The organism is Salmonella sp. NW645, assembly GCF_051703725.1.
Taxonomy (GTDB): domain Bacteria; phylum Pseudomonadota; class Gammaproteobacteria; order Enterobacterales; family Enterobacteriaceae; genus Salmonella; species Salmonella enterica.
Map to the genome: position 1 here is coordinate 552,447 of NZ_JAMMKR010000002.1, position 26,673 is coordinate 579,119.

23 protein-coding genes are annotated in these 26,673 nt (G+C 54.3%); 18 read left to right on the forward strand and 5 right to left on the reverse strand.

All coding sequences use genetic code 11. The features are described 5' to 3' along the window. Window positions 1–103: 103 nt before the first annotated feature. The 5 genes from leuD to leuL all read right to left on the reverse strand — a co-directional run bounded on the left by leuD (window position 104) and on the right by leuL (window position 4,959). Complete coding sequence (leuD, locus tag NA389_RS06460; RefSeq protein WP_000818271.1) at window positions 104–709, reverse strand: 3-isopropylmalate dehydratase small subunit; 606 nt, start codon at window positions 707–709, stop codon at window positions 104–106. 10 nt (window positions 710–719) lie between these two features. After that, on the reverse strand, window positions 720–2,120 hold the full coding sequence (gene leuC / locus NA389_RS06465) for a 3-isopropylmalate dehydratase large subunit (protein ID WP_001140632.1): 1,401 nt from the start codon (window positions 2,118–2,120) through the stop codon (window positions 720–722). A 2-nt stretch (window positions 2,121–2,122) separates the two neighbouring features. Then, on the reverse strand, window positions 2,123–3,214 hold the full coding sequence (gene leuB / locus NA389_RS06470; RefSeq protein WP_000042325.1) for a 3-isopropylmalate dehydrogenase: 1,092 nt from the start codon (window positions 3,212–3,214) through the stop codon (window positions 2,123–2,125). Then, window positions 3,214–4,785, reverse strand: coding sequence for a 2-isopropylmalate synthase (leuA, locus tag NA389_RS06475; RefSeq protein ID WP_000082819.1), 1,572 nt, complete (start codon window positions 4,783–4,785; stop codon window positions 3,214–3,216). The genes leuB and leuA overlap by 1 nt, the downstream gene beginning before the upstream one ends. Window positions 4,786–4,872: 87 nt before the next feature. Beyond that, entirely contained in the window at window positions 4,873–4,959 is an 87-nt protein-coding gene (gene leuL / locus NA389_RS06480) for a leu operon leader peptide (RefSeq protein WP_001575587.1), read from the reverse strand. Window positions 4,960–5,615: 656 nt separating this feature from the next. Between leuL and leuO the strand changes: the two genes are divergently transcribed. The 18 genes from leuO (at window position 5,616) to ftsA (ending at window position 26,669) form a co-directional block, all read left to right on the forward strand. Then, entirely contained in the window at window positions 5,616–6,560 is a 945-nt protein-coding gene (leuO, locus tag NA389_RS06485; RefSeq protein ID WP_001115418.1) for a transcriptional regulator LeuO, read from the forward strand. 321 nt (window positions 6,561–6,881) lie between these two features. Continuing rightward, window positions 6,882–8,606, forward strand: a complete 1,725-nt coding sequence (gene ilvI, locus NA389_RS06490; protein WP_000425608.1) for an acetolactate synthase 3 large subunit — start codon at window positions 6,882–6,884, stop codon at window positions 8,604–8,606. 2 nt (window positions 8,607–8,608) lie between these two features. Beyond that, window positions 8,609–9,100 carry an acetolactate synthase small subunit gene (gene ilvN, locus NA389_RS06495; RefSeq protein WP_001563086.1) on the forward strand — a complete coding sequence of 164 codons (492 nt, stop codon included), beginning with the start codon at window positions 8,609–8,611 and terminating at the stop codon, window positions 9,098–9,100. 283 nt (window positions 9,101–9,383) lie between these two features. After that, window positions 9,384–10,388 carry a catabolite repressor/activator gene (gene cra, locus NA389_RS06500; RefSeq protein WP_000762406.1) on the forward strand — a complete coding sequence of 335 codons (1,005 nt, stop codon included), beginning with the start codon at window positions 9,384–9,386 and terminating at the stop codon, window positions 10,386–10,388. 605 nt (window positions 10,389–10,993) lie between these two features. Continuing rightward, window positions 10,994–11,452 carry a division/cell wall cluster transcriptional repressor MraZ gene (mraZ, locus tag NA389_RS06505; protein ID WP_000488294.1) on the forward strand — a complete coding sequence of 153 codons (459 nt, stop codon included), beginning with the start codon at window positions 10,994–10,996 and terminating at the stop codon, window positions 11,450–11,452. 1 nt (window position 11,453) lies between these two features. Then, a complete protein-coding gene (gene rsmH / locus NA389_RS06510; protein WP_000970441.1) occupies window positions 11,454–12,395 on the forward strand; it encodes a 16S rRNA (cytosine(1402)-N(4))-methyltransferase RsmH in 942 nt (313 codons plus the stop codon). Next, on the forward strand, window positions 12,392–12,757 hold the full coding sequence (gene ftsL / locus NA389_RS06515; protein ID WP_000625651.1) for a cell division protein FtsL: 366 nt from the start codon (window positions 12,392–12,394) through the stop codon (window positions 12,755–12,757). Before rsmH ends, ftsL begins: the two co-directional genes overlap by 4 nt. 15 nt (window positions 12,758–12,772) lie before the next feature. Next, complete coding sequence (ftsI, locus tag NA389_RS06520) at window positions 12,773–14,539, forward strand: peptidoglycan glycosyltransferase FtsI (protein WP_000642236.1); 1,767 nt, start codon at window positions 12,773–12,775, stop codon at window positions 14,537–14,539. Next, on the forward strand, window positions 14,526–16,013 hold the full coding sequence (gene murE, locus NA389_RS06525) for a UDP-N-acetylmuramoyl-L-alanyl-D-glutamate--2,6-diaminopimelate ligase (RefSeq protein ID WP_000775073.1): 1,488 nt from the start codon (window positions 14,526–14,528) through the stop codon (window positions 16,011–16,013). Before ftsI ends, murE begins: the two co-directional genes overlap by 14 nt. Next, window positions 16,010–17,368 (forward strand): UDP-N-acetylmuramoyl-tripeptide--D-alanyl-D-alanine ligase, encoded by a 1,359-nt coding sequence (murF, locus tag NA389_RS06530; protein WP_000626640.1) that lies wholly within the window; start codon window positions 16,010–16,012, stop codon window positions 17,366–17,368. The genes murE and murF overlap by 4 nt, the downstream gene beginning before the upstream one ends. After that, window positions 17,362–18,444, forward strand: coding sequence for a phospho-N-acetylmuramoyl-pentapeptide-transferase (gene mraY / locus NA389_RS06535; RefSeq protein WP_000964138.1), 1,083 nt, complete (start codon window positions 17,362–17,364; stop codon window positions 18,442–18,444). Before murF ends, mraY begins: the two co-directional genes overlap by 7 nt. Window positions 18,445–18,446: 2 nt before the next feature. Next, on the forward strand, window positions 18,447–19,763 hold the full coding sequence (gene murD / locus NA389_RS06540; RefSeq protein WP_000796443.1) for a UDP-N-acetylmuramoyl-L-alanine--D-glutamate ligase: 1,317 nt from the start codon (window positions 18,447–18,449) through the stop codon (window positions 19,761–19,763). Then, on the forward strand, window positions 19,763–21,007 hold the full coding sequence (gene ftsW / locus NA389_RS06545; RefSeq protein WP_001239803.1) for a cell division protein FtsW: 1,245 nt from the start codon (window positions 19,763–19,765) through the stop codon (window positions 21,005–21,007). Before murD ends, ftsW begins: the two co-directional genes overlap by 1 nt. Next, a complete protein-coding gene (murG, locus tag NA389_RS06550; protein WP_000016613.1) occupies window positions 21,004–22,071 on the forward strand; it encodes an undecaprenyldiphospho-muramoylpentapeptide beta-N-acetylglucosaminyltransferase in 1,068 nt (355 codons plus the stop codon). Before ftsW ends, murG begins: the two co-directional genes overlap by 4 nt. 118 nt (window positions 22,072–22,189) lie before the next feature. After that, window positions 22,190–23,665 (forward strand): UDP-N-acetylmuramate--L-alanine ligase, encoded by a 1,476-nt coding sequence (murC, locus tag NA389_RS06555; protein WP_001096070.1) that lies wholly within the window; start codon window positions 22,190–22,192, stop codon window positions 23,663–23,665. Continuing rightward, window positions 23,658–24,578 (forward strand): D-alanine--D-alanine ligase, encoded by a 921-nt coding sequence (locus tag NA389_RS06560; protein ID WP_000763892.1) that lies wholly within the window; start codon window positions 23,658–23,660, stop codon window positions 24,576–24,578. Before murC ends, NA389_RS06560 begins: the two co-directional genes overlap by 8 nt. A 1-nt stretch (window position 24,579) precedes the next feature. Further along, window positions 24,580–25,410, forward strand: coding sequence for a cell division protein FtsQ (ftsQ, locus tag NA389_RS06565; protein WP_000075728.1), 831 nt, complete (start codon window positions 24,580–24,582; stop codon window positions 25,408–25,410). After that, complete coding sequence (gene ftsA / locus NA389_RS06570) at window positions 25,407–26,669, forward strand: cell division protein FtsA (protein ID WP_000588463.1); 1,263 nt, start codon at window positions 25,407–25,409, stop codon at window positions 26,667–26,669. Before ftsQ ends, ftsA begins: the two co-directional genes overlap by 4 nt. The last annotated feature ends 4 nt before the right edge of the window (window positions 26,670–26,673 follow it).

The following is a 26,673-nucleotide window of genomic DNA, read 5'->3' on the forward strand; positions in this document are numbered from 1 at the left end:
TGAGTAACCCGGAGCTTGATGGCGCTACGCTTATCAGGCCTACAGAATATAATGGCAACCGGGTGATATTGCATAACCTGTAGGCCCGGTAAGGCGTGAAGGGTTACCGCATAAATGCCGGTTGTTTATTTTCGTAGGCGGCAATCGCGTCTTCGTGCTGTAGCGTCAGCCCAATGCTGTCCAGACCGTTCAACATGCAGTGGCGGCGGAAGTCGTCGATTTTAAAGCTGTAGGTCTTATCGCCTGCTTTCACCACCTGTGCTTCCAGATCCACTTCAAATTTAATGCCCGGATTGGCTTTCACCAGGGCAAACAGCTCATCGACCTGTACGTCGCTCAGGGTTACCGGCAGCAGTTGATTATTGAAACTGTTGCCGTAGAAGATGTCGGCGAAGCTTGGCGCGATCACCACTTTAAAGCCGTAATCGGTCAACGCCCACGGCGCGTGCTCGCGTGACGAGCCGCAGCCAAAGTTTTCCCGCGCCAGCAGTATCGACGCGCCTTGATATTCCGGAAAGTTCAACACGAATTCCGGATTTGGCTGTTGGCCCTTTTCGTCCAGGAAACGCCAGTCGTTAAACAGATGGGCGCCAAAACCGGTGCGCGTAACCTTTTGCAAAAACTGTTTAGGGATAATTGCATCGGTATCGACGTTGGCGGCATCCAGTGGGACAACCAGGCCGGTATGCTGGGTAAATTTCTCTGCCATGGTAGTTTCCTTATTTGATGCTGCGAATGTCGGCGAAGTGGCCGGTAACGGCGGCAGCGGCGGCCATCGCCGGGCTGACTAAATGCGTGCGACCCCCGCGGCCCTGACGGCCTTCAAAGTTACGGTTGCTGGTGGATGCGCAGCGCTCGCCCGGGTTCAGGCGGTCATTATTCATGGCCAGGCACATGGAACAGCCCGGTAAGCGCCATTCAAATCCTGCTTCGATAAAGATCTTGTCCAGACCTTCCGCTTCCGCCTGCGCTTTCACCGGACCTGAACCCGGCACCACCAGCGCCTGCACGCCAGGCGCGACTTTGCGCCCTTTGGCGACTTCCGCCGCCGCGCGCAAATCTTCAATACGCGAATTGGTACAAGAGCCGATAAAGACTTTATCAATAGCAACGTCCGTTAACGGTACGCCCGGCTGTAAGCCCATATAAGCCAGCGCTTTTTCGGCGCTGGCGCGCTCAACCGGATCGCTAAAAGAGGCGGGATCGGGGATGATGTCGGTGACGGAAATCACCTGGCCCGGATTCGTGCCCCAGGTCACCTGCGGCGCGATCTCTTCTGCTCGCAGGGTGACGACAGTATCAAAGGTCGCGCCGTCATCGGTTTTCAGCGTTTTCCAGTACTCGACGGCTTCGTCAAAATCGCGGCCCTTCGGCGCGTGCAAACGCCCTTTTACGTAGTTAAAAGTGGTTTCATCCGGGGCGACCAGACCGGCTTTGGCGCCCATCTCAATCGCCATATTGCACAGCGTCATGCGGCCTTCCATACTCAGCGCGCGGATAGCGTCGCCGCAAAATTCAACCACGTGCCCGGTGCCGCCGGCGCTGCCGGTTTTACCGATGATCGCCAGCACGATGTCTTTGGCGGTAATGCCCGGTGCGGCGTTGCCCGTGACTTCAATCTTCATGGTTTTAGCGCGCCCCTGTTTCAGAGTTTGCGTCGCCAGTACATGTTCTACCTCAGAAGTGCCGATGCCGAAGGCCAGCGCACCAAACGCGCCGTGGGTGGCGGTGTGGGAGTCGCCGCAGACGATGGTCATGCCCGGCAGGGTGACGCCCTGTTCCGGCCCCATCACATGGACGATGCCCTGATACGGGTGATTCAGGTCATACAGCTCGACGCCGAACTCGTTACAGTTCTTAATCAGCTCCTGCATCTGGATACGCGCCATTTCACCAGAAGCATTAATGTCTTTAGTCTGCGTCGAGACGTTGTGATCCATCGTGGCGAAGGTTTTCCCTGGCTGACGTACCGGACGATGGTGCGCGCGCAGACCGTCAAACGCCTGCGGAGAGGTGACTTCATGCACCAGGTGGCGGTCGATGTACAGCAGCGGCGTTTCGTTTGGCGCCTCAAAGACCACGTGGGCATCAAATAATTTTTCGTATAACGTTTTGGCCATGATTACACCCCTTCTGCGACATAGCGGGCGATAATATCGCCCATCTCATCGGTACTGACTGCGGCAGCGCCCCTGGCTAAATCGCCGGTGCGAACACCCTCTTCTAATGCGCGATTGATCGCCTGTTCAATGGCCGTTGCCGCATCGTTGGCATCCAGGCTGTAGCGCAGCAGCAGCGCCAGCGACAGGATCTGCGCAATTGGATTGGCGATATTTTTCCCGGCGATATCCGGCGCGGAGCCGCCAGCCGGTTCATACAGGCCAAACCCTTGCTCGTTCAGGCTGGCGGAGGGCAACATCCCCATTGAGCCGGTGATCATGGCGCATTCGTCGGACAGAATGTCGCCGAACAGGTTAGAGCACAGCAGTACGTCAAACTGCGACGGGTCTTTAATCAACTGCATGGTGGCGTTATCGATATACATGTGCGCGAGTTCCACATCGGGATACGTTTTCGCGACATCATTGACGATTTCACGCCACAGGATAGAGCTTTGCAGTACGTTGGCTTTATCAATAGAGGTGACTTTACGGCGGCGTTTACGCGCCGATTCAAAGGCGATACGGGCAATGCGCTCGATCTCAAAGCGGTGATAAACTTCGGTATCAAAGGCTTTTTCGTACTGACCGCTGCCTTCACGGCCTTTTGGCTGTCCGAAATAGATCCCGCCGGTCAGCTCGCGCACGCACAGGATATCGAAACCGTTAGCGGCGATATCGGCGCGCAACGGGCAAAATGCTTCCAGTCCCTGATACAGTTTCGCCGGACGCAGATTACTGAATAATTTGAAATGTTTGCGCAGCGGCAGCAGGGCGCCGCGCTCCGGCTGGCTTTCCGGGGGCAAATTTTCCCATTTCGGGCCGCCGACGGAGCCAAACAGAATGGCATCCGCCTGCTCGCACCCTTCAACGGTGGCTTTCGGCAGTGGATGACCATGATTGTCGATAGCAATACCGCCGACGTCATAGTGGCTGGTGGTGATACGCATATCAAAACGGCTGCGTACCGCATCCATAACTTTCAGGGCTTGCGCCATGACTTCCGGGCCGATACCGTCGCCCGGCAGTACGGCAATATGATAGTTCTTCGACATTACACGGTTTCCTTGTTGTTCTCTTTATTTTGAGCTTTGCGTTGCAATTCTTTTTCAACTTCGGCTGCGCGCCAGATATTGTTCAGTACGTGCACCATCGCTTTGGCGGAGGATTCGACGATATCCGTCGCCAGCCCGACGCCGTGGAAGCGGCGACCATGATGGTTCACGACGATATCGACCTGACCCAGCGCGTCTTTGCCCTGGCCTTTGGCGTTCAGGTCGTATTTAACCAACTCAACGTCGTAGCCAGTGATGCGGTTAATCGCCTGATAGATGGCGTCGACCGGGCCGTTGCCGTTCGCCGCTTCGGCCTTGATCTCTTCACCACAGGCCAGCTTCACGGAAGCAGTGGCGATATCGCTGGAGCCGGACTGCACGCTGAAGTAATCCAGACGGAAATGCTCTGGTTCTTCTTGCTGTTTATTAATAAACGCCAGCGCTTCCAGGTCATAGTCGAACACCTGGCCTTTTTTGTCCGCCAGCTTCAGGAACGCGTCGTACAGGTGGTCCATGTTGTAGTCTGTGTCCTTGTAACCCATCTCTTCCATGCGATGTTTCACGGCGGCACGGCCAGAGCGGGAGGTCAGGTTCAGCTGTATCTGGTTCAGACCGATGGACTCTGGCGTCATGATTTCATAGTTTTCGCGGTTCTTGAGGACGCCATCCTGGTGGATGCCGGAAGAGTGGGCGAAAGCGCCGCTGCCGACAATCGCTTTGTTGGCCGGGATCGGCATGTTACAGATCTGGCTGACGGTCTGGCTGGTGCGCCAGATTTCGTGGTGATTGATGTTGGTGTGTACGTTCATGATGTCTTTGCGCACTTTAATCGCCATGATCACTTCTTCCAGTGCGCAGTTACCGGCACGTTCTCCGATACCGTTCATCGCGCCTTCAACCTGACGCGCGCCCGCATGTACTGCCGCCAGCGAGTTGCCTACTGCTATCCCTAAATCGTCGTGGGTATGAACGGAGATGATAGCTTTGTCGATATTGGGGACACGTTCATACAGGCCGGAAATGATTCCCGCGAACTCAAACGGCATGGTATAGCCCACGGTATCGGGAATATTAATGGTTCTCGCGCCGGCGTTTATAGCGGCTTCCACCACGCGCGCCAGATCGTCAACAGGCGTCCGGCCAGCATCTTCGCAGGAGAACTCCACGTCATCAGTGTAATTACGCGCCCGCTTAACCATGTATACCGCGCGTTCGATGACCTCATCCAGCGTGCTGCGCAGCTTGGTGGCGATGTGCATTGGCGAGGTGGCGATAAAAGTATGGATGCGAAACGCGTCGGCGACCTTCAGCGCCTGTGCCGCGACGTCGATGTCTTTTTCTACACAACGCGCCAGGGCGCAAACGCGGCTGTTTTTAATGGTGCGGGCGATGGTTTGGACAGATTCAAAATCACCCGGAGAAGAGACCGGGAAGCCCACTTCCATGACATCAACACCCATGCGCTCAAGGGCCAGGGCAATCTGCAGCTTCTCTTTCGCGCTCAGGCTGGCCTGTAACGCTTGTTCGCCGTCGCGTAAGGTCGTATCAAAAATAATGACTTGCTGGCTCATGATGTGGTCCTTGTCTCCAGGGGCGCCTTGCGTCAGGCATAAAAAAACCCGCGCAACGGCGCGGGTTTTGTTTGACTTCGAGCTGACTTAATGTTGAATGCCGCCCACCGGTCTACCGCGCACAATAAATGCGTTGAGTAGTAGTAGCCCAGTGAAACGAACGATATGTGACATTAATTCAGCTCCAGCGAATGCGATATGCTTTTAGTGGTACTGGATATGCCGTTTAATGTCAACTCTGATTTCTGTCGCCATTGCATTTTGTTGACCATATCCGGATACGTACTTTAGCTAATTGTGCTGGGCTGCGCGTCCAATAAAGGATAAAAGAACGAGTGGACATTCATACTTTTCATTGTTTGAAATATTTAGGCATTTTTGTTTGCAAATTGGTTAGGGGAATGGCCTGTTAAAGGTATGCTAAAGGTTTGGTTTATCTTTTTGATTTATTTTATATTTTAATAAATAACCTTGTTTACTTAATGGATAAGGATAAAGTTATTGATAAATTAATGTTAACTTTTTAGCTATTAATAATATAAACATTTAATTGAAACTTAAATGATCATTCACTTGGTGTATGATTGTGTATTCGCCATAGTTATGGTTATATTGCTTGCGTAATTTAAACATTATGAATCGCAATGGTGTGACTCAGGACACATTACGCTTGCGCTGGCATTCTATTTGTCTCTGTCAGCGTCTTTATGTTTTCCGAATTTTAACGCTTTCCCTTTTTCTTATTTTATATGCATGGTAAATCATATTTTCAGGAATTATTTCTGCCTTCAGCCAGAAAAAGGGAGTTAAGCGTGACAGTGGAGTTAAATATGCCAGAGGTCAAAACCGAAAAGCCGCATCTTTTAGATATGGGCAAACCACAGCTTCGCATGGTTGATTTGAACCTATTGACCGTGTTCGATGCGGTAATGCAAGAGCAGAATATTACGCGCGCCGCCCACACGCTGGGAATGTCGCAGCCTGCGGTTAGTAACGCCGTAGCGCGTCTGAAGGTTATGTTTAATGACGAACTTTTTGTTCGATATGGACGAGGAATTCAGCCGACTGCCCGTGCATTTCAGTTATTTGGTTCAGTCCGTCAGGCGTTGCAATTGGTGCAAAATGAATTGCCGGGATCGGGGTTTGAGCCGACCAGCAGCGAACGTGTATTCAATCTTTGCGTGTGCAGTCCGCTGGATAATATCCTGACGTCACAGATTTATAATCGTGTAGAAAAAATTGCGCCAAATATTCATGTCGTTTTTAAAGCGTCGTTGAATCAGAATACTGAGCATCAGTTACGCTATCAGGAAACCGAGTTCGTTATTAGTTATGAAGAATTCCGTCGCCCTGAGTTTACCAGCGTACCGCTATTTAAAGATGAAATGGTTTTAGTCGCCAGCCGTAAACACCCGCGTATTAGCGGCCCGCTACTGGAAGGCGATGTTTATAATGAACAACATGCGGTTGTTTCTCTCGATCGTTATGCGTCATTTAGTCAGCCGTGGTATGACACGGCGGATAAACAGTCGAGCGTGGCTTATCAGGGCATGGCGCTTATCAGCGTTCTGAACGTGGTTTCGCAGACGCATTTGGTCGCTATTGCCCCGCGCTGGCTGGCGGAAGAGTTTGCGGAATCGCTGGATCTGCAAATATTGCCGTTGCCTTTAAAACTGAATAGCCGGACATGCTACCTTTCCTGGCATGAAGCGGCTGGGCGTGATAAAGGGCACCAATGGATGGAAGATTTATTAGTTTCTGTTTGTAAGCGATAAAACCGGGCAGAATAAATCAGAAACAAATTCTGGTTTATTCTGCTTTTTATCGTATATCAAAAATTTTATGCTGAATTAACGGTGAGCGATTCTTTTCGTCGCTGTGAAAAATAGATGAATTGCTGTAAGTCTGCATTTATAAGCGATTATTTATTACCTGGTGTGATTCAGACGGAGTATTTCTCCATTTCTTCTCTTCTTGCCTCCTGATTATTCTAACCTTCCCCATCTTTACGTCATTCCACCCAATTGCCAGGCGTGATAGCGAGCGGTTAAGGTGTCCGTCAAACCGTGATGACAGGTATAAAGTGGAGGCAAGCCGTGGAGATGTTGTCTGGAGCCGAGATGGTCGTCCGATCGCTTATCGATCAAGGCGTAAAGCAGGTGTTCGGCTATCCTGGAGGCGCAGTGCTTGATATTTATGATGCGCTACATACCGTTGGAGGGATCGATCATGTGCTGGTGCGTCATGAGCAGGCCGCGGTGCATATGGCGGATGGCCTGGCGCGAGCCACTGGCGACGTTGGCGTGGTGCTGGTGACTTCCGGACCGGGAGCGACCAATGCGATTACCGGGATTGCTACGGCCTATATGGATTCCATTCCGCTGGTGATTCTTTCCGGCCAGGTCGCCACCTCATTGATTGGCTATGATGCCTTTCAGGAGTGCGACATGGTGGGGATTTCCCGACCGGTGGTCAAACATAGCTTCCTGGTCAAACAGACGGAAGATATTCCCCTGGTGCTTAAAAAGGCCTTCTGGCTGGCGGCAAGCGGACGTCCTGGGCCGGTGGTCGTGGATTTGCCGAAAGATATTTTGAATCCGGCGAAAAAAATGCCGTATGTCTGGCCGGAAACGGTCAGTATGCGCTCTTACAATCCCACAACATCAGGACATAAAGGACAAATTAAGCGTGCCTTGCAAACGCTGGCGTCGGCAAAAAAACCGGTGGTCTATGTTGGGGGAGGGGCGATAAGCGCGGCCTGCTATGCGCCGCTGCGCCACATCATTGAAACCTTTAACCTGCCGGTGGTCTCTTCATTAATGGGACTGGGCGCGTTTCCTGCTACTCATCGCCAGTCGTTAGGAATGCTGGGAATGCATGGCACTTATGAAGCCAATATGACCATGCATAACGCCGACGTGATTTTCGCTGTTGGCGTTCGATTTGACGACCGCACGACGAATAATCTCGCTAAATATTGTCCGAACGCGACGGTATTACACATCGACATTGACCCGACGTCCATATCCAAAACGGTTAACGCTGATATCCCGGTGGTGGGCGATGCCCGCCTGGTACTGGAACAAATGCTGGAGCTACTGGCGCAGGATGCGCCGTCTCAGCCGCAGGATGATATTCGTGACTGGTGGCAGCAGATAGAGATCTGGCGCGCCCGTCAGTGCCTGAAATATGACGCGGAAAGCGAAAGCATTAAACCCCAGGCGGTGATTGAAACCCTCTGGCGTCTGACGAAGGGCGACGCTTACGTGACGTCCGATGTAGGACAACACCAGATGTTTGCCGCCCTCTACTACCCGTTCGATAAACCACGTCGCTGGATTAATTCCGGCGGGCTCGGCACGATGGGTTTTGGCCTACCGGCTGCGCTGGGCGTTAAAATGGCCCTGCCGAAAGAAATGGTGGTCTGCGTGACCGGCGATGGCAGTATACAGATGAACATTCAGGAGCTGTCGACAGCCTTACAGTATGAACTGCCGGTACTGGTTCTGAACCTGAACAACCGTTATCTGGGGATGGTGAAACAGTGGCAGGATATGATCTATTCCGGTCGCCATTCTCAGTCTTATATGCAGTCGTTACCGGATTTTGTGCGCCTGGCGGAAGCATATGGCCATGTTGGGCTGCAGATTAACCGTCCGGATGAGCTGGAAAGTAAACTCAGCGAAGCCCTTGAGCATGTGCGTAATAACCGACTGGTGTTCGTCGATGTCACCGTTGATGGCAGCGAGCATGTCTATCCGATGCAGATTCGCGGGGGCGGGATGGACGAAATGTGGTTAAGCAAAACGGAGAGGACCTGATGATGCGCCGGATTTTATCGGTATTACTGGAAAACGAATCTGGGGCGTTATCGCGGGTTATCGGCCTCTTTTCGCAACGCGGATATAATATTGAAAGCCTGACCGTCGCGCCGACGGACGATCCGACGTTGTCGCGCATGACTATCCAGACGGTAGGCGATGAAAAAGTGCTTGAGCAAATTGAAAAGCAACTGCACAAGCTGGTTGATGTGCTGCGCGTCAGCGAGCTGGGACAGGGAGCGCACGTTGAGCGGGAAATCATGCTGGTGAAAATCCAGGCCAGCGGCTACGGACGGGAAGAGGTGAAGCGTAATACGGAAATTTTCCGTGGTCAGATTATTGACGTTACGCCAACGCTGTATACCGTTCAACTGGCGGGTACCAGCGATAAACTGGATGCTTTTCTGGCCTCGCTGCGCGACGTGGCGAAAATTGTTGAAGTGGCGCGTTCAGGCGTCGTCGGGCTTTCGCGCGGCGATAAGATTATGCGCTGAGCAGATTCGCCGGATGACGACGCGATTGCATTTTATCCGGCCAACAGGCTGATATCTGGCCCAGGTCCGATAAGCGTAACGCCATCTGGCAGGTTTGCCGGATATCAGCCAACAGGAATTATCGCCCAACCCAATATCACCGGTTGGGCTTTTTTTTGCGAAATCCGTGGTAACCCGGAATAAAAGCGGTTGCCGGAGTGATCAAACTGCGCTTAGATGTTAACGATTTTAACCCATGCCGACATAAAGGTTATGGTTTGTACAATTTACACAAGGGGCAATTGTGAAACTGGATGAAATCGCTCGGCTGGCCGGTGTCTCGCGCACAACTGCAAGCTACGTTATAAACGGTAAAGCAAAGCAATACCGCGTGAGCGACAAAACCGTAGAAAAAGTCATGGCGGTAGTGCGTGAGCACAATTACCATCCTAACGCTGTGGCTGCCGGGCTGCGTGCTGGACGCACACGTTCCATTGGTCTGGTGATCCCGGACCTTGAAAACACGAGCTACACCCGTATCGCAAACTATCTTGAGCGCCAGGCACGCCAGCGTGGCTACCAACTGCTGATCGCCTGTTCTGAAGATCAGCCGGATAACGAAATGCGCTGCATTGAGCACCTTTTGCAACGCCAGGTGGATGCAATCATTGTTTCAACTTCGTTACCGCCGGAGCATCCCTTCTATCAGCGCTGGGCCAACGATCCGTTCCCCATCGTCGCGCTCGACCGCGCGCTGGATCGCGAACATTTCACCAGCGTGGTCGGCGCCGATCAGGATGATGCCGAGATGTTGGCGGAAGAGCTGCGTAAATTCCCGGCGGAAACGGTGCTTTATTTGGGCGCGCTGCCGGAGTTGTCTGTCAGTTTCCTGCGCGAGCAGGGGTTCCGCACCGCATGGAAAGACGATCCGCGGGAGGTGAATTTCTTATATGCCAACAGCTATGAGCGCGAAGCCGCCGCGCAGTTGTTTGAGAAATGGCTGGAAACGCATCCTATGCCGCAGGCGCTCTTTACGACATCGTTCGCGCTATTACAGGGCGTGATGGACGTTACGCTGCGGCGCGATGGAAAACTGCCCTCGGATTTAGCGATTGCGACCTTCGGCGATCATGAGCTGCTGGATTTTCTGCAATGCCCGGTACTGGCGGTGGCGCAGCGTCATCGTGATGTCGCGGAACGCGTGCTGGAGATTGTGCTGGCAAGTCTTGATGAACCGCGTAAACCGAAACCCGGCTTAACGCGTATTCGGCGAAACCTGTATCGTCGCGGCATTCTGAGCCGTAGCTAAAGGACCGGCGGTGAAAGACTCTCTCTTCTGCCGCCGTCAAACAAATGCGTATCAGTAAAAATATCCCTCAAATAATTAAGATTATTCCTTAAAATTATCCGAAAATTCTTTTTTATTACCTTTCTTTTGTCCGAAATCGTCCATATTCCACTAATTAAGACGTAACGAGTCTTTTCTTTTGTCTTGTTTTGTTACAAGCAGGCAAGAAATCGTCGAATTAACAGCCACTTTTTGTCTTTGGCGCGACAGTCGCTCGTAGGCGCTGGTATAGCAGGCGCTGCACACGTTAAACAGGCACTGTTAACACGGAGCAATATGTCCTAAAATGCCGCTCGCGTCGCAAACTGACACTTTATATTTTTCTCGGATTATATTGAGTCCGTTTTAAACGGCGGTGGGTCTTTGGTTTTTTTCTTACAAATATTCATAACGTTAATTTGACTTGCACGCTGGGTGGAAATTAATCAACGCAGATATTCGCCGTAAACATTGGCTTTTTTACTTCGGTAAGCGTTGTGACTTGCTTGACAAGCTTTTCCTCCGCTCCGTAAACTCCTTCGAGTGGGAATTTGTGGGATAAAGTGGTAAGAAGGGGTGAGACTGGCATGTTCCGGGGGGCAACGTTAGTCAATCTCGACAGTAAAGGGCGCCTGACCGTGCCGACCCGTTATCGGGAGCAACTGATCGAGAGCGCTACCGGTCAAATGGTATGTACCATTGACATCCATCACCCATGCCTGCTGCTTTACCCCCTGCCTGAATGGGAAATTATTGAGCAAAAGTTATCTCGTCTGTCGAGCATGAACCCGGTAGAACGTCGCGTACAGCGTTTACTGTTGGGCCATGCCAGCGAATGTCAGATGGATGGTGCAGGTCGATTACTGATCGCGCCAGTTCTGCGGCAACATGCCGGACTGACGAAAGAAGTGATGCTGGTTGGACAGTTCAACAAATTTGAGCTGTGGGATGAAACGACCTGGTATCAACAGGTCAAGGAAGATATCGACGCTGAACAGTCAGCTACCGAAACGTTATCGGAGCGGCTGCAGGACTTGTCTCTATAAGATGATGGAAAATTTTAAACACACTACGGTACTGTTGGATGAAGCCGTTAATGGGCTGAATATTCGTCCGGATGGTATCTATATTGATGGCACATTTGGTCGCGGCGGCCACTCGCGCCTGATCCTCTCGCAACTGGGCGAAGAGGGGCGCTTGCTGGCGATCGATCGCGATCCGCAGGCGATCGCCGTTGCGCAGACCATTAATGATCCTCGCTTCTCCATCATTCATGGACCTTTTTCCGCGCTGGCTGATTATGTAGCCGAGCGCGAGCTTACCGGCAAGATTGACGGGATCCTTCTCGATCTTGGCGTCTCTTCTCCGCAGCTTGACGATGCGGAGCGCGGTTTTTCATTTATGCGCGACGGTCCGCTGGATATGCGAATGGACCCGACGCGCGGCCAGTCTGCCGCCGAGTGGTTACAAACGGCGGAGGAGGCGGATATCGCCTGGGTGCTGAAAACATTCGGCGAGGAGCGTTTTGCCAAACGTATTGCTCGCGCCATTGTTGAGCGCAATCGCGAACAGCCGATGACCCGCACCAAAGATCTGGCGGAAGTGGTTGCGGCGGCGACCCCGGTAAAAGACAAATTCAAACATCCCGCGACCCGTACCTTCCAGGCGGTGCGCATCTGGGTAAACAGTGAACTGGAGGAGATAGAGCAGGCGCTAAAAAGCTCGCTCAGCGTACTGGCCCCAGGCGGGCGGCTTTCAATCATCAGTTTCCACTCGCTGGAAGACCGTATTGTGAAACGCTTTATGCGTGAGCAAAGCCGCGGTCCGCAGGTACCGGCGGGATTACCGATGACGGAAGCGCAGCTCAAAAAACTGGGCGGTCGTGAGTTACGAGCGTTAGGCAAGTTGATGCCGGGTGAAAAAGAGGTAGCTGAAAATCCTCGGGCCCGTAGTTCAGTTCTGCGTATCGCAGAGAGGACGAACGCATGATCAGCAGAGTGACAGAAGCCCTAAGCAAAGTGAAGGGATCGATAGGAAGCAACGAGCGCCATGCCTTGCCTGGCGTGATCGGTGACGATCTTTTGCGGTTCGGGAAGCTGCCACTCTGCTTGTTCATTTGCATCATTTTAACGGCGGTGACGGTGGTCACGACGGCGCACCATACTCGTTTACTCACCGCGCAGCGTGAACAACTGGTTCTGGAGCGCGATGCATTGGACATTGAATGGCGCAACCTGATCCTTGAAGAAAATGCGCTCGGCGATCACAGCCGGGTGGAGCGGATCGCAACGGAAAAGCTGCAAATGCAGCATGTTGATCCGTCCCAAGAAAATATCGTAGTGCAAAAATAAGGATAAACGCGACGCATGAAAGCAGCGGCAAAAACGCAAAAATCGAAGCGCCAGGAAGAACAGACCAACTTCATCAGTTGGCGTTTTGCGTTGCTGTGCGGCTGTATTTTATTGGCGCTGGTTTTTTTACTTGGACGCGCGGCGTGGCTACAGATTATCGCCCCGGATATGCTGGTGCGTCAGGGCGATATGCGTTCGCTGCGTGTTCAGGAAGTCTCCACCTCACGCGGTATGATTACCGACCGTTCCGGGCGTCCACTGGCGGTCAGCGTACCGGTTAAGGCGATCTGGGCCGACCCGAAAGAAGTTCATGACGCCGGCGGCATCAGCGTCGGCGATCGCTGGAAAGCGCTTTCTACTGCGCTCAATATTCCGCTCGATCAGCTCTCTGCCCGTATCAACGCCAACCCGAAAGGGCGTTTTATTTATCTGGCGCGCCAGGTAAATCCTGACATGGCGGACTACATCAAAAAACTCAAACTGCCGGGGATTCATTTGCGTGAAGAGTCCCGCCGCTACTACCCGTCAGGAGAAGTAACCGCTCACCTCATCGGTTTTACCAACGTCGACAGTCAGGGGATTGAAGGCGTTGAAAAGAGCTTTGATAAGTGGCTTACCGGCCAGCCTGGCGAGCGAATCGTGCGTAAAGACCGCTATGGTCGCGTGATTGAGGATATCTCCTCCACTGACAGTCAGGCAGCGCACAACCTGGCGTTAAGCATTGATGAACGCTTACAGGCGCTGGTTTACCGCGAACTGAACAACGCGGTGGCGTTTAACAAGGCGGAATCCGGTAGCGCGGTGCTGGTCGATGTCAATACCGGTGAAGTACTGGCGATGGCGAATAGCCCTTCCTATAACCCCAACAACCTTGCCGGTACGCCGAAAGACGCGATGCGTAACCGTACCATCACCGACGTGTTTGAACCGGGTTCTACGGTTAAGCCGATGGTGGTGATGACCGCGCTTCAGCGCGGTATCGTCAACGAAAATACGGTGTTGAATACCGTTCCATACCGAATTAACGGCCACGAAATTAAAGACGTGGCGCGCTACAGCGAATTAACCCTGACCGGGGTTCTGCAGAAGTCGAGTAACGTCGGTGTATCCAAACTGGCGTTAGCGATGCCGTCCTCAGCGTTAGTAGATACTTACTCACGTTTTGGGCTAGGAAAGGCGACCAATTTGGGGTTGGTCGGAGAACGCAGTGGCTTATATCCTCAAAAACAACGGTGGTCCGACATAGAGAGGGCCACCTTCTCTTTCGGCTACGGGCTAATGGTAACGCCGTTACAGTTAGCGCGAGTCTATGCAACGATCGGCAGCTATGGCATTTATCGCCCGCTGTCGATTACCAAAGTTGATCCGCCTGTACCCGGCGAACGCATCTTCCCTGAATCCACCGTACGCACCGTGGTGCATATGATGGAAAGCGTGGCGCTGCCGGGCGGCGGCGGCGTGAAGGCGGCAATTAAAGGCTACCGTATCGCGATTAAAACCGGTACGGCGAAAAAAGTGGGGCCGGACGGTCGCTACATCAACAAATACATTGCTTACACAGCAGGCGTCGCGCCTGCGAGTCAGCCGCGCTTCGCGCTGGTGGTTGTCATCAACGATCCGCAGGCGGGTAAATACTACGGCGGTGCCGTTTCCGCGCCGGTATTTGGTGCCATCATGGGCGGCGTTCTGCGCACCATGAACATCGAACCGGACGCGCTGACAACGGGCGAAAAAAATGAATTCGTAATTAATCAAGGCGAGGGAACAGGTGGCAGATCGTAATTTGCGCGACCTTCTTGCTCCGTGGGTGGCTGGACTACCCGCGCGAGAACTGCGAGAGATGACGCTCGACAGCCGTGTGGCTGCGGCGGGCGATCTCTTTGTGGCAGTGGTGGGTCATCAGGCGGACGGGCGTCGATATATCCCGCAGGCGATAGCGCAAGGCGTAGCTGCCATTATTGCAGAGGCGAAAGACGAGGCGAGCGACGGTGAGATTCGCGAAATGCACGGCGTACCGGTCGTCTATCTCAGCCAGCTCAATGAGCGTTTATCTGCGCTGGCGGGCCGCTTTTACCATGAGCCATCTGAAAACATGCGTCTGGTGGCGGTGACCGGGACCAATGGCAAGACCACCACCACCCAACTACTGGCGCAGTGGAGCCAGTTGCTCGGCGAAACCAGCGCAGTGATGGGGACGGTAGGTAACGGACTGTTGGGTAAAGTGATCCCGACGGAGAACACAACCGGTTCCGCTGTGGATGTTCAGCATGTGCTGGCCAGCCTGGTTGCGCAGGGCGCGACCTTCGGCGCGATGGAAGTTTCTTCTCACGGCCTGGTGCAGCATCGCGTGGCGGCGCTGAAATTTGCCGCCTCCGTGTTTACTAATTTGAGCCGCGACCATCTCGACTATCATGGCGATATGGCGCATTACGAGGCGGCAAAATGGATGCTTTATTCCACCCACCATCACGGTCAGGCAATCGTCAACGCCGATGATGAAGTTGGACGCCGCTGGCTGGCGTCGCTACCCGATGCGGTCGCGGTATCAATGGAAGGGCATATCAACCCTAACTGTCACGGTCGTTGGCTGAAAGCGGAGGCGGTGGAGTACCACGACCGCGGAGCGACGATTCGTTTTGCTTCAAGCTGGGGTGAAGGCGAAATCGAAAGCCGCCTGATGGGCGCGTTTAACGTCAGCAACTTACTGCTGGCATTGGCGACGCTACTGGCGCTGGGCTATCCGTTAACGGATTTGCTGAAAACCGCCGCGCGTTTGCAGCCGGTTTGCGGGCGGATGGAAGTGTTCACTGCGCCAGGCAAACCGACGGTGGTGGTGGATTACGCGCACACGCCGGATGCGCTGGAAAAAGCGTTGCAGGCGGCGCGCCTGCACTGCGCCGGAAAATTGTGGTGCGTCTTTGGCTGTGGCGGGGATCGTGACAAAGGTAAGCGCCCACTCATGGGGGCCATTGCCGAAGAATTCGCGGATATCGTCGTGGTGACTGACGATAACCCGCGTACCGAGGAGCCGCGCGCCATTATCAACGATATTCTGGCCGGAATGCTGGACGCCGGGCAGGTCAGGGTAATGGAAGGCCGCGCTGAGGCGGTAACCAATGCCATTATGCAGGCAAAAGACAATGACGTTGTGCTGATTGCAGGTAAAGGGCACGAGGATTACCAGATTGTCGGCACGCAGCGTCTTGATTATTCAGACCGCGTGACCGCAGCGCGTTTGCTGGGGGTGATCGCATGATTAGCGTAACGCTCAGCAAAATTGCCGATGTCCTTGGCGCCGAACACCGCGGGGCGGATCTCACGCTCGATACGGTCATTACCGACACACGGAAAGTGACGCCGGGATGCCTGTTCGTGGCGCTGAAAGGGGAACGCTTTGATGCGCATGATTTTGCTGATAAAGCAAAAGCGAACGGCGCTGGCGCCCTGCTGGTCAGTCGTCCTCTGGATATCGATCTTCCGCAGGTGATTGTAAAAGACACGCGTCAGGCATTTGGCCAACTGGCCGCCTGGGTACGTATGCAGGTACCGGCGCGGGTGGTGGCGTTAACCGGTTCGTCCGGCAAAACCTCGGTCAAAGAGATGACCGCCGCGATTCTTAGCCAGTGCGGAAATACTTTGTATACCGCAGGCAATTTTAACAACGACATCGGCGTGCCGATAACGCTGCTGCGCTTAAACCATGATTATGACTATGCGGTAATCGAGTTAGGCGCTAATCACCAGGGAGAAATCGCCTGGACCGTTAGCCTGACGCGCCCGGAAGCGGCGCTGGTCAATAACCTGGCGGCGGCGCATCTGGAAGGTTTCGGCTCGTTGGCCGGCGTGGCGAAAGCGAAAGGCGAAATCTATACCGGTTTGCCTGAGAACGGTATCGCGATTATGAATGCCGATAATAATGACTGGCTGAACTGGCAAAGCATTATTGGCGATCGTCAGGTGTGGCGCTTTTCGCCGAATGCGGCAAACAGCGACTTTACCGCTGCGAATATCCACGTGACGTCACACGGTACCGAATTTACCCTGCAAACGCCGATGGGCAGCATTGATGTGCTGCTGCCGTTGCCGGGGCGGCACAATATTGCCAACGCGCTGGCGGCCGCTGCTTTATCAATGGCGGTGGGGGCGACGCTGACGGCGGTTAAAGCAGGGCTGGCGGCGTTAAAAGCTGTACCCGGGCGTCTGTTCCCGATTCAGCTAAGTGAAAACCAACTGGTACTGGATGACGCTTATAACGCCAACGTCGGTTCGATGACCGCCGCTGTGCAGGTCCTTTCTGAAATGCCCGGCTACCGCGTGCTGGTGGTAGGCGATATGGCCGAGCTGGGCGCAGAAAGCGAAGCGTGCCACCTCCAGGTTGGCGAGGCCGCAAAAGCGGCGGGTATTGATCGCGTGTTAAGCACCGGAAAACTCAGTCAGGCTATCAGCCACGCCAGCGGCGTCGGCGAACATTTTGCCGATAAAGCCGCGCTCATTGCGCGTTTACACGCTCTGCTTCAGGAGCAACCAATGATGACTATTTTAGTGAAAGGATCACGCAGCGCCGCGATGGAAGATGTGGTTCATGCGTTACAGGAGAAAGGTTCATGTTAGTTTGGCTGGCCGAGCATTTGGTCAAATATTATTCCGGCTTTAACGTCTTTTCTTATCTGACGTTTCGCGCCATCGTCAGCCTGTTGACCGCGCTGTTCATCTCTTTATGGATGGGCCCGCGTATGATCGCTCGTCTGCAAAAACTCTCTTTTGGCCAGGTGGTACGTAACGATGGCCCGGAATCGCACTTCAGTAAACGCGGTACGCCGACGATGGGCGGCATCATGATCCTTACGGCGATTGTGATTTCCGTTCTGTTATGGGCTTACCCGTCTAACCCGTACGTCTGGTGCGTGCTGGTGGTATTGATCGGCTACGGCATTATCGGTTTTGTCGATGACTATCGCAAAGTGGTGCGGAAAGATACCAAAGGGCTGATTGCGCGCTGGAAATATTTCTGGATGTCGGTTATCGCGCTCGGCGTGGCCTTTGCGCTTTATCTCGTCGGGAAAGACACGCCCGCGACCCAACTGGTGGTGCCGTTCTTTAAAGATGTTATGCCGCAATTGGGGCTGTTTTACATTTTGCTGTCCTACTTTGTCATCGTCGGTACGGGTAACGCCGTAAACCTGACCGACGGGCTTGATGGTCTGGCGATTATGCCGACTGTTTTCGTTGCCGCCGGCTTTGCGCTGGTGGCCTGGGCGACCGGGAACATGAACTTCGCCAATTACCTGCATATTCCGTATTTACGCCATGCGGGGGAGCTGGTGATTGTCTGTACGGCGATTGTCGGCGCGGGATTAGGATTCTTGTGGTTTAACACCTATCCGGCGCAGGTTTTTATGGGCGATGTCGGATCGCTGGCGTTGGGCGGCGCGTTGGGCATTATCGCCGTGCTGCTGCGTCAGGAATTTCTGCTGGTGATCATGGGCGGCGTCTTTGTGGTGGAAACTCTGTCGGTCATCCTGCAGGTGGGTTCCTTTAAACTACGCGGACAGCGTATTTTCCGTATGGCGCCTATCCATCACCACTATGAACTGAAAGGCTGGCCGGAACCGCGCGTGATTGTGCGCTTCTGGATTATTTCGCTGATGCTGGTGCTGATTGGCCTGGCAACGCTGAAGGTACGTTAATCATGGCTGATTACCAGGACAAAAACGTCGTCATTATTGGTCTGGGCTTAACCGGACTCTCTTGCGTGGACTTTTTCCTTGCCCGCGGCGTCACGCCGCGGGTGATGGATACTCGCGTGACGCCGCCGGGTCTGGATAAGCTGCCGCAAGAGGTTGAGCGTCACGTTGGCGGCCTGAACGACGAGTGGCTCTTAGCGGCGGATTTAATCGTCGCCAGCCCTGGTATTGCTCTGGCGCATCCCTCTCTTAGCGCTGCCGCCAGCGCTGGAGTGGAAATTGTTGGCGATATCGAACTGTTTTGCCGCGAAGCGCAAGCGCCGATTGTGGCCATCACCGGCTCGAACGGCAAAAGCACCGTGACCACCTTAGTGGGCGAGATGGCGAAGGCGGCGGGCGTCAATGTCGGTGTTGGCGGCAATATCGGTCTTCCGGCGCTGATGCTGCTGGATGCCGATCGCGAATTGTACGTGCTGGAATTATCCAGTTTCCAACTGGAAACTACCTCAAGTTTGCAAGCGGCGGCGGCAACGGTGCTCAACGTCACTGAAGATCATATGGACCGGTATCCGTTTGGTTTGCAACAGTACCGGGCGGCGAAACTGCGCGTCTACGAGAAGGCGAAAGTGTGCGTAGTGAATGCCGATGACGCGTTGACGATGCCGGTTCGCGGGGCCGATGAACGATGCGTCAGCTTTGGCGTCAATATGGGTGATTATCACCTTAATCGTCAGCAGGGCGAAACCTGGCTGCGAGTCAAAGGCGAGAAGGTGCTGAACGTGAAAGAGATGAAGCTTTCCGGTCAGCATAACTATACCAATGCGTTAGCGGCGCTGGCGCTGGCGGATGCCGTAGGTCTGCCGCGCGCCAGCAGTTTGAAGGCGTTGACGACATTTACCGGTCTGGCGCATCGCTTCCAGCTGGCGTTGGAGCATAACGGCGTACGTTGGATCAATGACTCGAAAGCGACCAACGTCGGCAGTACCGAAGCGGCGCTAAACGGTTTGCATGTGGACGGTACGCTACATCTGCTGCTGGGCGGCGACGGTAAGTCGGCAGACTTTTCTCCGCTGGCGCGCTATCTGACCGGCGATCGTATCCGCCTGTATTGCTTTGGGCGCGATGGCGCGCAGCTTGCCGCACTGCGTCCGGAAATCGCCCAACAGACTGAGACGATGGAAGAGGCGATGCGTTTGCTGGCGCCGCGCGTTCAGCCGGGTGATATGGTGCTGTTGTCGCCCGCCTGCGCCAGCCTCGATCAGTTTAAAAATTTTGAGCAACGGGGCGATGTCTTTACCCGTCTGGCGAAGGAGTTAGGTTGATGCGTTTATCTCTCCCCCGTCTGAGAATGCCGCGCGTACCAGGCTTTGGCCTCCTGGCCTGGCTGTTTGCGGCGCTTAAAGGCTGGGTGATGGCTTCGCGCGATAAAGACGCCGACAGTCTGATCATGTATGACCGCACGCTGCTATGGCTGACCTTCGGGCTGGCGGCGATTGGTTTTGTCATGGTGACGTCGGCCTCCATGCCAGTCGGGCAGCGCCTGGCGAACGATCCGTTTTTGTTTGCCAAACGTGATGCGCTCTATATCTTCCTGGCATTTTGTCTGGCGATGGTCACGCTACGTTTGCCCATGACCTTCTGGCAAAAATACAGCACGACGATGCTGATAGCGTCGATCATTATGCTGCTTATCGTGCTGGTCGTCGGGAGCTCGGTCAACGGGGCGTCGCGCTGGATTGCGCTGGGGCCGCTGCGTATTCAGCCTGCGGAGTTTACCAAGCTGTCGCTGTTCTGCTACCTCGCGAACTATCTGGTGCGTAAGGTTGATGAGGTGCGAAATAACCTGCGCGGCTTTTTAAAACCAATGGGCGTGATTCTGGTGCTGGCGGTGTTACTGCTGGCGCAACCTGACCTCGGGACGGTGGTCGTACTGTTTGTCACCACGCTGGCGATGCTGTTTCTCGCCGGGGCGAAATTATGGCAGTTCATCGCCATTATCGGGATGGGCATCTCGGCGGTGATTCTGTTAATCCTCGCCGAACCGTATCGTATTCGCCGCGTTACCTCGTTCTGGAATCCCTGGGAAGATCCGTTCGGCAGCGGTTATCAGCTGACGCAGTCGCTGATGGCTTTTGGTCGCGGTGAGATATGGGGGCAAGGGCTGGGGAATTCGGTGCAGAAACTGGAGTATTTGCCGGAGGCGCACACCGATTTCATCTTCGCCATTATTGGGGAAGAACTGGGTTATATCGGTGTGGTATTGGCGCTTTTAATGGTATTCTTCGTCGCTTTTCGCGCGATGTCGATTGGCCGTAAGGCATTGGAGATTGACCACCGTTTTTCCGGATTTTTAGCGTGTTCTATCGGTATTTGGTTTAGTTTCCAGGCGCTGGTAAACGTTGGCGCGGCCGCGGGGATGCTGCCGACCAAAGGTCTTACGCTGCCGCTGATCAGTTATGGCGGGTCGAGTCTGTTGATTATGTCGACGGCCATTATGTTTTTATTACGTATTGATTATGAAACGCGTCTGGAAAAAGCGCAGGCGTTTACACGAGGTTCTCGATGAGTGGTCAACCGAAGCGGTTAATGGTGATGGCGGGCGGTACCGGCGGGCACGTGTTCCCGGGACTGGCCGTTGCGCATCATTTAATGGCCCAGGGCTGGCAGGTTCGCTGGCTGGGTACCGCCGATCGTATGGAAGCGGATTTAGTGCCGAAGCATGGCATCGACATTGACTTTATTCGGATCTCCGGTCTGCGCGGTAAAGGCGTAAAAGCGCTTCTGGCGGCGCCGCTGCGGATTTTTAACGCCTGGCGGCAGGCGAGGGCGATCATGAAGCGGTTTAAGCCGGATGTCGTACTGGGAATGGGCGGTTATGTTTCCGGCCCCGGCGGTCTTGCTGCTTGGTCATTGGGTATTCCGGTCGTTTTGCATGAGCAAAACGGTATCGCCGGACTAACCAATCAGTGGCTGGCCAAAATCGCGACCACGGTGATGCAGGCGTTTCCCGGTGCGTTCCCGAACGCGGAAGTGGTGGGTAACCCGGTGCGTACCGACGTACTGGCGTTGCCGTTGCCGCAGGTGCGTCTGGCCGGTCGTGACGGCCCGATTCGCGTGTTGGTGGTCGGCGGTTCTCAGGGGGCGCGAGTCCTGAACCAGACGATGCCGCAGGTTGCCGCCAGACTGGGCGATACGGTTACAATCTGGCATCAAAGCGGAAAAGGCGCGCAGCTCACGGTAGAGCAGGCATATGCCGGGGCGGGACAACCGCAGCATAAGGTAACGGAATTTATCGATGACATGGCCGCCGCCTATGCGTGGGCGGATGTGGTGGTATGTCGTTCCGGCGCTTTAACGGTGAGCGAGATCGCCGCCGCCGGATTACCGGCGATATTTGTGCCGTTTCAGCATAAAGACAGGCAGCAGTACTGGAATGCGCTGCCGTTAGAAAACGCCGGCGCAGCTAAGATTTTTGAGCAGCCGCAGTTTACTGTAGAGGCTGTCGCCGACACCCTGGCGGGGTGGTCGCGCGAGGCGTTGTTAACCATGGCGGAGCGTGCCCGCGCGGTATCCATTCCGGATGCTACCGAACGCGTCGCCAGTGAAGTCAGCCGGGTTGCCCGGACATAATTTGTGGCGGTGCCTTTTGCATCGCAGGGTTTTTCTACCCTCAATAATTTGGGTTGCAGGCAAGCCAACGCATCTGCAATTTGAAGTATGGCGGGTATTGGAGTTAATGGCGTAAAGAATGAATACACAACAACTGGCAAAACTGCGTTCCATCGTGCCCGAAATGCGTCGCGTTCGGCACATTCACTTTGTCGGCATCGGTGGTGCTGGTATGGGCGGTATTGCCGAAGTTCTGGCCAATGAAGGGTATCAGATCAGTGGTTCCGATTTAGCGCCGAATCCGGTGACCCAGCAGTTGACGAGCCTGGGGGCGACGATTTTCTTTAATCATCGTCCGGAAAATGTGCGTGATGCCAGCGTGGTCGTCGTTTCCAGCGCAATTTCCGCGGATAACCCGGAAATTGTCGCGGCGCATGAAGCGCGTATTCCGGTTATTCGCCGTGCGGAAATGCTGGCGGAACTGATGCGTTTTCGCCACGGCATCGCCATTGCCGGGACGCACGGAAAAACCACAACGACCGCGATGGTGTCCAGTATTTATGCCGAAGCGGGGCTGGACCCGACTTTCGTGAATGGCGGACTGGTGAAAGCCGCAGGCGTTCATGCGCGTCTGGGCCATAGTCGTTACCTGATTGCCGAGGCAGATGAGAGCGACGCATCCTTCCTGCATTTGCAGCCGATGGTCGCGATCGTCACCAACATCGAAGCCGACCATATGGATACCTATCATGGCGACTTTGAAAATTTAAAGCAGACGTTTATTAACTTCCTGCATAACCTGCCGTTCTACGGTCGCGCGGTAATGTGCGTCGACGATCCGGTCATCCGCGAGCTGCTGCCGCGGGTGGGGCGTCAGACCACGACGTATGGCTTTAGCGAGGATGCTGACGTCCGTGTAGAAGATTATCAGCAGATAGGGCCGCAGGGGCACTTTACGCTGTTGCGCCAGGGAATGCCGGATCTGCATGTCACGTTGAATGCGCCGGGTCGCCACAATGCCCTGAATGCCGCTGCGGCAGTGGCGGTAGCGACCGAAGAAGGCATCGCCGATGACGCTATCCTGCGCGCGCTGGAAAGCTTCCAGGGGACCGGGCGTCGTTTTGACTTCCTCGGCGAGTTCCCGCTTGAGCCGGTGAATGGTAAAGCCGGGACGGCGATGCTGGTGGATGACTATGGCCATCATCCGACTGAAGTAGACGCCACCATTAAAGCTGCGCGAGCAGGGTGGCCGGATAAAAACCTGGTGATGCTGTTTCAGCCGCACCGTTACACGCGCACGCGCGATCTGTATGACGATTTCGCCAATGTGCTGACCCAGGTTGATGCGCTGCTGATGCTGGACGTTTACCCGGCGGGCGAAGCGCCGATTCCGGGCGCGGATAGCCGCTCTTTATGTCGCACGATTCGTAATCGGGGAAAAATTGACCCAATTCTGGTTTCCGATCCGGCTCAGGTTGCGACAATGTTAGCGCCGGTGCTGACGGGTAACGACTTGATATTAGTGCAAGGCGCAGGAAATGTTGGCAAAATTGCGCGTTACTTATCTGAAATCAAGCTGAAGCCGCAAATCCAGGAGGAAGAGCAACATGGCTGATAAAATCGCGGTCCTGTTGGGCGGAACCTCTGCGGAGCGGGACGTTTCGTTAAATTCCGGCGCGGCAGTGTTGGCCGGGTTACGTGAAGGCGGCATTGATGCGCATCCCGTCGATCCGCAAGAGGTCGATGTCGCGCAGCTTAAAGCAATGGGCTTTCAGAAGGCCTTTATTGCGTTGCATGGCCGCGGCGGTGAAGATGGCACCTTACAGGGAATGCTTGAACTGCTCGGCCTGCCTTATACCGGCAGCGGTGTGATGGCCTCGGCGCTTTCCATGGATAAACTGCGCAGTAAATTGCTGTGGCAGGGCGCAGGCTTACCGGTTGCGCCGTGGGTCGCGCTGACGCGCGCTGAGTTTGAAAAAGGCCTTAGCGAAGAACAAAAAGCGCGAATTTCGGCGCTGGGTTTACCGCTAATTGTCAAACCCAGCCGTGAAGGCTCCAGCGTCGGTATGACGAAAGTAGTAGAAGAAAATGCTTTACAGGGTGCGTTATCATTGGCTTTTCAGCATGATGACGAAATACTGATTGAGAAATGGCTGTGCGGTCCGGAATTTACGGTGGCGATAGTTGGCGAAGAAATTTTACCGTCAATTCGTATCCAACCGGCAGGAACCTTCTATGATTATGAGGCGAAGTATCTCTCTGATGAGACTCAGTATTTCTGCCCTGCTGGTTTAGAAGCGTCCCAGGAAGCCGCGCTACAGTCTCTCGTCCTGCAGGCATGGAAAGCTTTAGGCTGCACGGGATGGGGGCGTATTGACGTCATGCTGGACAGCGATGGTCAGTTTTATCTGCTGGAAGCCAATACATCTCCGGGGATGACCAGCCATAGTCTGGTGCCGATGGCGGCGCGTCAGGCGGGAATGAGCTTCTCGCAGTTAGTGGTACGAATTCTGGAGTTGGCGGACTGATATGTCGCAGGCTGCGCTGAACACGCGAAACAGTGATGAAGAGACGCCTTCTTCACGCCGCAATAATGGAACGCGTCTTGCAGGAATTTTATTCCTGCTGACGGTACTGTGCACCGTGTTTGTTAGCGGGTGGGTCGTGTTAGGGTGGATGGAAGATGCGCAGCGTTTACCGTTATCAAAGCTGGTATTAACCGGCGAGCGTCACTACACGCGTAACGATGATATCCGTCAGGCGATACTGGCTCTGGGCGCGCCGGGAACCTTCATGACGCAGGATGTGAACATTATCCAGAGCCAGATTGAGCGTTTGCCGTGGATTAAACAGGCCAGCGTCAGAAAACAGTGGCCTGATGAATTGAAGATTCATCTGGTTGAATATGTGCCGATTGCGCGTTGGAATGATCAACATATGGTCGATGCTGAAGGGAACACCTTCAGCGTGCCGTCAGACCGCATCGGCAAACAGGTTTTACCCATGTTGTATGGCCCGGAAGGCAGCGCGAGTGAAGTGTTGCAGGGATACCGCGAGATGGGGCAGGTGCTGGCTAAGGATAAATTCACTCTAAAGGAAGCGGCGATGACCGCACGTCGCTCCTGGCAATTGACGCTTAATAACGGCATTAAGCTCAATCTCGGCAGGGGCGATACGATGAAAAGGTTGGCTCGCTTTGTAGAACTCTATCCGGTTTTACAGCAGCAGGCGCAAACCGATGGCAAACGGATTAGCTACGTTGATTTGCGTTATGACTCAGGTGCGGCAGTTGGCTGGGCGCCGCTCCCCCCTGAGGAATCTAATCAGCAACAGAATCAGGCACAGGCAGAACAACAATGATCAAGGCGACGGACAGAAAACTGGTAGTAGGACTGGAGATTGGCACCGCGAAGGTTGCCGCTTTAGTAGGGGAAGTTCTGCCCGACGGTATGGTCAATATCATTGGCGTGGGCAGTTGCCCATCGCGGGGTATGGATAAAGGCGGGGTGAATGACCTTGAGTCAGTGGTGAAATGCGTTCAGCGCGCCATTGACCAGGCGGAATTGATGGCTGATTGCCAGATCTCCTCGGTATATCTGGCGCTTTCCGGCAAACATATTAGCTGTCAGAATGAAATTGGTATGGTGCCCATTTCCGAAGAGGAAGTGACGCAGGAAGATGTGGAAAACGTCGTGCATACTGCGAAGTCAGTGCGCGTGCGCGATGAACATCGCGTGCTGCATGTGATTCCTCAGGAGTACGCCATTGACTACCAGGAAGGCATTAAAAATCCGGTCGGTCTTTCCGGCGTGCGTATGCAGGCGAAAGTACATTTGATTACCTGCCACAACGATATGGCAAAAAACATTGTCAAAGCTGTTGAACGTTGTGGTCTGAAAGTTGACCAACTGATATTTGCCGGACTGGCGGCCAGTTATTCCGTGTTAACGGAAGATGAACGTGAACTGGGCGTCTGTGTCGTGGATATCGGCGGTGGTACAATGGATATCGCCGTTTATACTGGCGGCGCGCTGCGTCATACCAAAGTGATCCCTTACGCGGGGAACGTGGTGACCAGCGATATCGCTTATGCCTTTGGTACGCCGCCGAGCGATGCTGAAGCCATTAAAGTCCGCCACGGTTGCGCGTTGGGTTCCATCGTCGGTAAAGACGAGAGCGTTGAAGTACCGAGCGTAGGCGGGCGTCCGCCGCGCAGCCTGCAACGTCAGACGCTGGCGGAAGTGATTGAGCCGCGTTACACCGAGCTGCTCAATCTGGTCAACGAAGAGATATTGCAATTACAGGAACAGCTTCGCCAACAAGGGGTAAAACATCACCTGGCGGCGGGGATTGTGTTAACCGGCGGCGCGGCGCAAATCGAAGGGCTTGCTGCTTGCGCTCAGCGCGTGTTTCATACGCAGGTGCGTATCGGCGCGCCGCTGAATATCACCGGTCTGACGGATTATGCCCAGGAGCCGTATTACTCAACGGCGGTGGGCTTGCTTCACTACGGGAAAGAGTCCCACTTAAACGGTGAAGCAGAAGTGGAAAAACGTGTTACGGCATCAGTTGGCTCGTGGATCAAGCGACTTAATAGCTGGCTGCGAAAAGAGTTTTAATTTT

What these genes read in the sequence shown, in the direction of transcription:
- leuD (WP_000818271.1), bottom strand. Translation starts at nt 709, where the DNA reads ATGGCAGAGAAATTTACCCAGCATACCGGCCTGGTTGTCCCACTGGAT.
- leuC (WP_001140632.1), bottom strand. Translation starts at nt 2,120, where the DNA reads ATGGCCAAAACGTTATACGAAAAATTATTTGATGCCCACGTGGTCTTT.
- leuB (WP_000042325.1), bottom strand. Translation starts at nt 3,214, where the DNA reads ATGTCGAAGAACTATCATATTGCCGTACTGCCGGGCGACGGTATCGGC.
- leuA (WP_000082819.1), bottom strand. Translation starts at nt 4,785, where the DNA reads ATGAGCCAGCAAGTCATTATTTTTGATACGACCTTACGCGACGGCGAA.
- leuL (WP_001575587.1), bottom strand. Translation starts at nt 4,959, where the DNA reads ATGTCACATATCGTTCGTTTCACTGGGCTACTACTACTCAACGCATTT.
- leuO (WP_001115418.1), top strand. Translation starts at nt 5,616, where the DNA reads ATGCCAGAGGTCAAAACCGAAAAGCCGCATCTTTTAGATATGGGCAAA.
- ilvN (WP_001563086.1), top strand. Translation starts at nt 8,609, where the DNA reads ATGCGCCGGATTTTATCGGTATTACTGGAAAACGAATCTGGGGCGTTA.
- mraZ (WP_000488294.1), top strand. Translation starts at nt 10,994, where the DNA reads ATGTTCCGGGGGGCAACGTTAGTCAATCTCGACAGTAAAGGGCGCCTG.
- rsmH (WP_000970441.1), top strand. Translation starts at nt 11,454, where the DNA reads ATGATGGAAAATTTTAAACACACTACGGTACTGTTGGATGAAGCCGTT.
- ftsL (WP_000625651.1), top strand. Translation starts at nt 12,392, where the DNA reads ATGATCAGCAGAGTGACAGAAGCCCTAAGCAAAGTGAAGGGATCGATA.
- ftsI (WP_000642236.1), top strand. Translation starts at nt 12,773, where the DNA reads ATGAAAGCAGCGGCAAAAACGCAAAAATCGAAGCGCCAGGAAGAACAG.
- murF (WP_000626640.1), top strand. Translation starts at nt 16,010, where the DNA reads ATGATTAGCGTAACGCTCAGCAAAATTGCCGATGTCCTTGGCGCCGAA.
- mraY (WP_000964138.1), top strand. Translation starts at nt 17,362, where the DNA reads ATGTTAGTTTGGCTGGCCGAGCATTTGGTCAAATATTATTCCGGCTTT.
- murD (WP_000796443.1), top strand. Translation starts at nt 18,447, where the DNA reads ATGGCTGATTACCAGGACAAAAACGTCGTCATTATTGGTCTGGGCTTA.
- ftsW (WP_001239803.1), top strand. Translation starts at nt 19,763, where the DNA reads ATGCGTTTATCTCTCCCCCGTCTGAGAATGCCGCGCGTACCAGGCTTT.
- murG (WP_000016613.1), top strand. Translation starts at nt 21,004, where the DNA reads ATGAGTGGTCAACCGAAGCGGTTAATGGTGATGGCGGGCGGTACCGGC.
- murC (WP_001096070.1), top strand. Translation starts at nt 22,190, where the DNA reads ATGAATACACAACAACTGGCAAAACTGCGTTCCATCGTGCCCGAAATG.
- NA389_RS06560 (WP_000763892.1), top strand. Translation starts at nt 23,658, where the DNA reads ATGGCTGATAAAATCGCGGTCCTGTTGGGCGGAACCTCTGCGGAGCGG.
- ftsQ (WP_000075728.1), top strand. Translation starts at nt 24,580, where the DNA reads ATGTCGCAGGCTGCGCTGAACACGCGAAACAGTGATGAAGAGACGCCT.
- ftsA (WP_000588463.1), top strand. Translation starts at nt 25,407, where the DNA reads ATGATCAAGGCGACGGACAGAAAACTGGTAGTAGGACTGGAGATTGGC.